Below are 6,109 nucleotides of genomic sequence, written 5' to 3' on the forward strand. Positions count from 1 at the left end.
ATCTCCCCCGAGCGCACACACCGTACCGCGCCCAGATGACGATCAGGTAGCGGGATGCTTGGGATCGGCCGTGCGTCGCAGCACGCCCCGACGAGCCCAGTGCCGCGCAACGTACTCGACAGCCTCGTCGACCGCGAAGGAGCGCGTGGAATTGCCCACCCGAACCCACAGTTCCGTCGAGGATCCGTCCTTCGCCTGCGTCACGAAAACGGGTCGTGGCGAGGGCGGACAAACGATCGCGCAGACCATCTCCCCGTTCGGCGCCGTGGGAAACCTCACGATCGGCAACGCCGCCGCGTTGCGCCCCAGGAGCGTGGAGAGCATGTCGCGCAACCACAGCTCGAAGCGGTCGGCATCGGGAGTGCGAAGGGTCGCGAGATCGCGGCCAAGCCCCAGAGCCTCGCCATCGTCGCTGGCGCCCACGACCAGAGTTCCGCCGCCACTGTTGAGGAAGGCGGCGACGGTCTTTGCGACCACCTGCTCCATCCGCGCGTCCTTCTTGTTCTCCCGCACGTTCCACCGCGCCGTCTCTTTGAACTCGACGCGATCGGACTCTCCGGCAGCCAGCAGCGCGCCGATGTCGACCTTGCCGGGGTCACGCCGCAGACCGACGAACAGCCCCGAAACGGCGAAAGTGACCAGGATGCTGGAACCGAACGCGATCAGCAGGGTCAACGGCGTCCACAGGCGGGCGTCCACGACGAACCATCCCGCGATGAACAGCCCGATCGCGGTCCCTACCACGGAGGTGAGGATCATCACCGGGAGCGACAGGGGGAGGCGCTCTCGGAACAGCCGCCGCATTGCGAGCGCGATGAGGTACGAGATCCCTAGAGCGATCGGGAGTCCGACGGCGAACTCGACGAGCTGGACGTTGGTAGGCATCGACTCTCCGGGAGTCAGCGCAGCGCGCCGACGCTGGCCAGCGCAAGGCGCACGAGCGTTCCCCTGCCACCTTCCATCTCGTCCGCCAGCGAGTCGGATGCCGCTTCCTCCGGCGACATCCACGTGACCTCGAGCGCGTCCTGGCGCGGTTCGCACGTGCCGGTCACGGGCACGACGAACGCGAGCGAGACCGCGTGCTGACGGTCATCGAAGAACGGACTGACGCCCGGAATCGGGAAGTACTCGGCGACCGTGAACGGCACGGGCTGTGGGGGCAGCAGCGGGAACGCCATCGGTCCGAGGTCGTTCTCGAGGTGGCGGAACAGCGCGTCGCGAACAGTCTCGCCGTAGCGGACGCGCCCCGAGACGAGCGAGCGGGTGATCTCACCGAGGGGGGTAGCGCGAAGCAGGATGCCGACCTCGGTGACCAGGCCCACACCGTCAGTGCGCACCGGGAGCGCCTCGACGTAGAGCATGGGCAGGCGCCGTCGCGCCTCGGCGAGTTCGATGTCGGTGAGCCAACCCGGATTGGAGGCGTTGCCGGGGGCGGGAGATCCGAAGCTTCCGTCGCCGACGGGATGACCGGCGCGACCGAACGAGGAGCCGATCCCGCCCAGCGGATCGCGGGGCGCTCCCTCGTCATCGCGCTCGTTGGGGTCAGGGTCTGGGGTCCGTACCGGCATGTCTCTTGTATACCCTGAGGCCATGAGCGAGATCGACACGCCGGCGCTCGCCGACGATACGGTCCTCTGGTCGAGCGACCCCGAGGACCGCGCCGGGCGGCCGCTGCTCGTGCTGCTGCACGGCTACGGGTCCGACGAACACGATCTGTTCGGGCTACGGCCGTACCTTCCGGCGGACGTCACGGTCGCCGCCGTTCGCGCACCCCTCACGCCCCCGTGGCCCGCGCCGGGATACTCCTGGTATCCGATCGAAGGACTGGATGGCCGCGACCCGTCGCGGGTGACGGACGCCGCGCGTCGCCTCATCGAGTGGGTCGACACCCTCGCGGGCGACGACCCGGTCGGGCTTCTCGGTTTCTCGCAGGGTGCGGCGGTCTCGATGCAAGCGCTGCGGCTGGAGCCGCACCGGTTCGCGTTCGCCGTCAACCTCAGCGGCTACGTCACCCCGGGCGACCTGGAGGGCGATGCGGCGATGGCCGAGCGAAAGCCGCCGGTGTTCTGGGGCCGCGGAACCCACGATGACGTCATCCCCCAGGCGCTCGTTGAGCACACGATGCAGTGGCTGCCCGCCCACGCCACGCTCTCGGGCGGCGCGTACCCGGGACTGACGCACAGTGTCTCGGAGCAGGAACTCGCCGACGTCCGCGAGTTCCTCGACGCACAACTCGCCGCGCTCTGAGGGTCGGGACAGGTCGGACTGGTCGGCAAACCGTAACCCGCGCGCAACAGTTCTCCGCCACGCTGTGTGCATGTCGATCAAGGTGGCTCTCGAGCACCGCACCGCGTACGAGTTCGCCCGGCCGATCTCGGTCGCACCCCACCTCGTTCGACTGAGGCCGGCCCCGCACTCACGGACCCCCATCGAGGCGTACTCGCTCGAGGTCAGTCCGAAGAACCACTTCGTCAACTGGCAGCAGGATCCCTTCGGTAACTGGGTGGCCCGCCTGGTCTTTCCCGAGAAGGTGGACCGGCTCGAGATCACGGTAGGCCTGGTCGCCGACATGATGGTCATCAATCCGCTCGACTTCTTCATCGAGGAGTACGCGGAGCGGTTCCCCTTCGAGTACCGCCCGGACCTGGCATCCGATCTCGCCCCCTACCTGCGTTCTGTCCCCGGCAGCGGTCGCGCCCAAAGATGGCGCGAGACCCTGCCGCCGCTGCCCGAGGACGGAGTTCCGACCGTCACGTTCCTCGCCGACCTGAACCGCGCCGTGCAGCAGCGGGTCTCATACAGCGTGCGGATGGAAGCCGGAGTGCAGACCCCGAACCACACGCTGCGCAGCGGCATCGGCTCATGCCGCGACAGCGCGTGGCTGCTCGTCAGCCTGCTGCGTCAGTACGGTCTGGCCGCGCGCTTTGTCTCGGGCTACCTCATCCAGCTCGCCCCCGACCAGGCGTCGCTCGACGGGCCCAGCGGGCCAGCCGCCGACTTCACCGACCTGCACGCCTGGGCTGAGGTCTACGTGCCCGGCGCCGGCTGGATCGGACTGGATGCCACGAGCGGCCTGTTCGCGGGCGAGGGCCACATTCCGCTGAGCGCCACACCCGAACCCTCGTCGGCTGCCCCCATCTCGGGTGCTACCGAGGCTGTCGAGGTGGAGTTCTCGTTCCACAACGAGGTGCGCCGCATCCACGAGGACCCCCGCACGACCCGCCCCTACACCGACGCGCAGTGGCAGCGCATCGACGAGCTCGGCGAGGCCGTCGATGAACGGCTGACCGCCGCGGATGTGCGCCTGACCATGGGCGGCGAGCCGACGTTCGTCTCGGTCGATGATGCGACGGCCCCCGAATGGAACACCGACGCCGACGGCGACCACAAGCGGGAGCTCGCAGACACGCTCGCCGAGAAGCTGCGCGAGCGGTACGCGGGCGGCGGCATCGTGCACCGCGGCCAGGGCAAGTGGTACCCGGGCGAGCCGCTGCCTCGCTGGAACATCGCGCTGCAGTGGCGCAAAGACGGGGTGCCGCTGTGGAACGACCCGTCCCTGTTCGCCGACCCGTGGTCCGATGAACCCCAGCCAGGCGCGACGACGGATGCCGAAACCCTGGCCCGGCGCGTCACCCAGACCCTCGGCATCCCGAATAGCCGCCTGCTGCCCGCCTACGAAGACCCGCTCGCGGCGCTGGCGGCGGAGGTGCGCAAACCCGCCGGTGAACCCACCGACGTCGAGGGATTCGACGAGCACGACCTCGCCGCCCTCGACCGTGATGTCGACACCCCCACCGGCTGGGTCTTGCCCCTCACGACCGACGGGCACTGGACGAGCCCCGTGTGGACGTTCCGTCGCGGCCGGCTCGTACTCAGCCCCGGCACGAGCCCCATCGGCCTGCGCCTGCCGCTGGATTCGGTGTCGTGGACACCCCCGGAGCTGACGGCAGAACCCTCGTATCTCGAAGAGTCACCGCTTCGCGAGCCCGAGATCCCGGACGTGTCGCTGCAGGGTGTGGCAACCACCGCGACCACCGCTGTCGCGTTCGAGGCCCGCGATGGTCAGGTGCACGTCTTCCTCCCCCCGGTCGCGCACCTCGAGGACTACACCGACCTGCTGCACGTCCTCGAGCAGGCGGCCTCTGCCACCGGCATCCGTCTCGTGATCGAGGGGTATGCGCCGCCGCCCGACACGCGGCTCGAGCAGCTCGTCGTGACCCCCGATCCCGGCGTCATCGAGGTGAACGTGCAGCCGGTGTCGTCGTGGGCGCAGCAGCGCGAGCTGACCACATCGCTCTACGACCTTGCCCGGCGCAGCCGCCTGTCCACCGAGAAGTTCGACCTCGACGGCCTGCACACCGGAACCGGCGGCGGCAACCACATCACGATCGGCGGCATTCAGCCCATCGACTCGCCGCTGCTTCGTCGCCCCGACCTGCTGGCAAGCCTGATCACCTACTGGCAGCGGCATCCGAGCCTGTCCTACCTCTTCTCGGGGCGGTTCATCGGCCCCACGAGCCAAGCTCCGCGTTTCGACGAGGGCAGGCCCGAGGCTGTGTACGAGATGGAGGTCGCGCTGCGCGAGCTGCGGCGGCTGGATGCCGAGGCTGCAGCCGCCGGCGGCAGCGCCCGCCCCTGGATCGTGGACCGGGCCCTGCGCCACCTCTTGACCGACCTGACCGGGAACACCCACCGGGCCGAGTTCTGCATCGACAAGCTGTACAGCCCCGACTCCAGCCGGGGACGCCTCGGGCTGCTCGAACTCCGCGGATTCGAGATGCCGCCGCATCCCGAACTCGCCCTCGTCCAGGCTCTCCTGGTGCGCAGCCTCATCGCCTGGTTCTGGGACACGCCCTACGACGAGCCGCTCGTGCGCTGGGGAACGCGCCTTCACGACGAATTCCTCCTCCCTCACGGGACGCTGCTCGATATCGAAGGCGTCGTCGACGACCTGAACCGCGCGGGCATCCCGTTCGAGCAGTCCTGGCTCGACGCCTTCGCAGAGTTCCGCTTCCCGCGCATCGGGCTGGCTCGGATCTCGGCGCCCGGAGCACGCATCGAACTCGAACTTCGGCAGGCGATCGAACCGTGGCACGTGCTCGGCGAAGAAGCCACGGGATCGGGAACCGCGCGCTACGTGGACTCCTCTGTGGAGCGCATTCAGGTCACGGTGCGCGGCATCGACGAGCGCCGACACCTTGTGACGTGCAATGGTGTACCTGTGCCTCTCACCTCGACCGGCACGCTCGGCGAGTTCTACGCGGGCGTGCGCTATCGCGCCTGGCAGCCGTGGTCGGCGCTGCATCCCTCGATCGAGGTGCACTCGCCGCTGACCGTCGACGTGATCGACACGCGTGCCGAGGCGAGCCTCGGCGGCGCTACCTACCACGTCGTCCACCCGGGCGGACGGGCGTACGAGCACCCGCCGGTGAACGCGTTCGAGGCTGAGGCTCGCCGTGCGAGCCGCTTCGAGGCCCACGGACACACTCCCGGGCACGTCGATGTGGGCGCCCTCCGCGAGCGCGGCCGCCACGCGGCATCCGCCGACTATCCGCACACCCTCGACCTGCGCAGGATCGCCCCGGCGTGAGCGTCCTCCGCGACTATGCCGCCGCGGTCACCCAACCCACGCTGCCCTTCGCTTCACCCCGGGGATCCTCGGCGCGCTTCGACGAGGTCATCGCACCCGACGGCACGTTGCGACCCGCGTGGCGCGCGATGGCCCCCGGAGCACTCACCCTCACCATCGACGACCTGTCGCGACTGAACCGCGAAGTCGGGGCACTCCTGGCCGATGACGGCGTGACCTACAACCCGGCCGACTCCGAACCCGAGCCGTGGCGCCTGGATCCCGTGCCCCTCGTGCTCGACAGCAGCGACTGGGCCAAGCTCGATGTCGGACTCGCGCAGCGCGCCGAACTCCTCAACGCTCTGCTCGTGGACGTCTACGGCGAGCGCCGGATGCTGCGCGAAGGCATCCTGCCTGCAGCGACAGTGCTGGGGCACGCCGGCTACATCCGGGCGGTCGCCGGAACCGGATCCACCGACCCGCACCCCCTGCTGTTCAGCGCCACCGATCTCGGGCGCGACGGCGACGGCGAGTGGCGGG

Annotated in this window: 5 protein-coding genes; 3 read left to right on the top strand and 2 right to left on the bottom strand. The window is 69.4% G+C overall.

What is annotated here, in order from left to right; genetic code table 11:
- Nucleotides 1-42: 42 nt before the first annotated feature.
- Together B4F19_RS09495 and B4F19_RS09500 are read right to left on the bottom strand one after the other, a co-directional pair.
- Nucleotides 43-885, bottom strand: coding sequence for a helix-turn-helix domain-containing protein (locus B4F19_RS09495; RefSeq protein ID WP_228177369.1), 843 nt, complete (start codon nt 883-885; stop codon nt 43-45).
- 14 nt (nt 886-899) lie between these two features.
- Complete coding sequence (locus tag B4F19_RS09500; RefSeq protein ID WP_292727775.1) at nt 900-1,568, bottom strand: NUDIX hydrolase family protein; 669 nt, start codon at nt 1,566-1,568, stop codon at nt 900-902.
- 22 nt (nt 1,569-1,590) lie between these two features.
- Here B4F19_RS09500 and B4F19_RS09505 point away from each other — a divergent pair, with 22 nt between their 5' ends.
- The 3 genes from B4F19_RS09505 to B4F19_RS09515 all read left to right on the top strand — a co-directional run.
- On the top strand, nt 1,591-2,247 hold the full coding sequence (locus B4F19_RS09505) for an alpha/beta hydrolase (protein ID WP_292734439.1): 657 nt from the start codon (nt 1,591-1,593) through the stop codon (nt 2,245-2,247).
- 70 nt (nt 2,248-2,317) lie between these two features.
- Nucleotides 2,318-5,590 carry a DUF2126 domain-containing protein gene (locus B4F19_RS09510; RefSeq protein ID WP_292727778.1) on the top strand — a complete coding sequence of 1,091 codons (3,273 nt, stop codon included), beginning with the start codon at nt 2,318-2,320 and terminating at the stop codon, nt 5,588-5,590.
- Nucleotides 5,587-6,109 (top strand): circularly permuted type 2 ATP-grasp protein (locus B4F19_RS09515; protein WP_292734442.1); only part of this gene is annotated, 523 nt, incomplete at its 3' end. The genes B4F19_RS09510 and B4F19_RS09515, both read left to right, overlap by 4 nt.

It is taken from the genome of Microbacterium sp. UBA1097 (assembly GCF_002313585.1).
GTDB lineage: Bacteria > Actinomycetota > Actinomycetes > Actinomycetales > Microbacteriaceae > Microbacterium.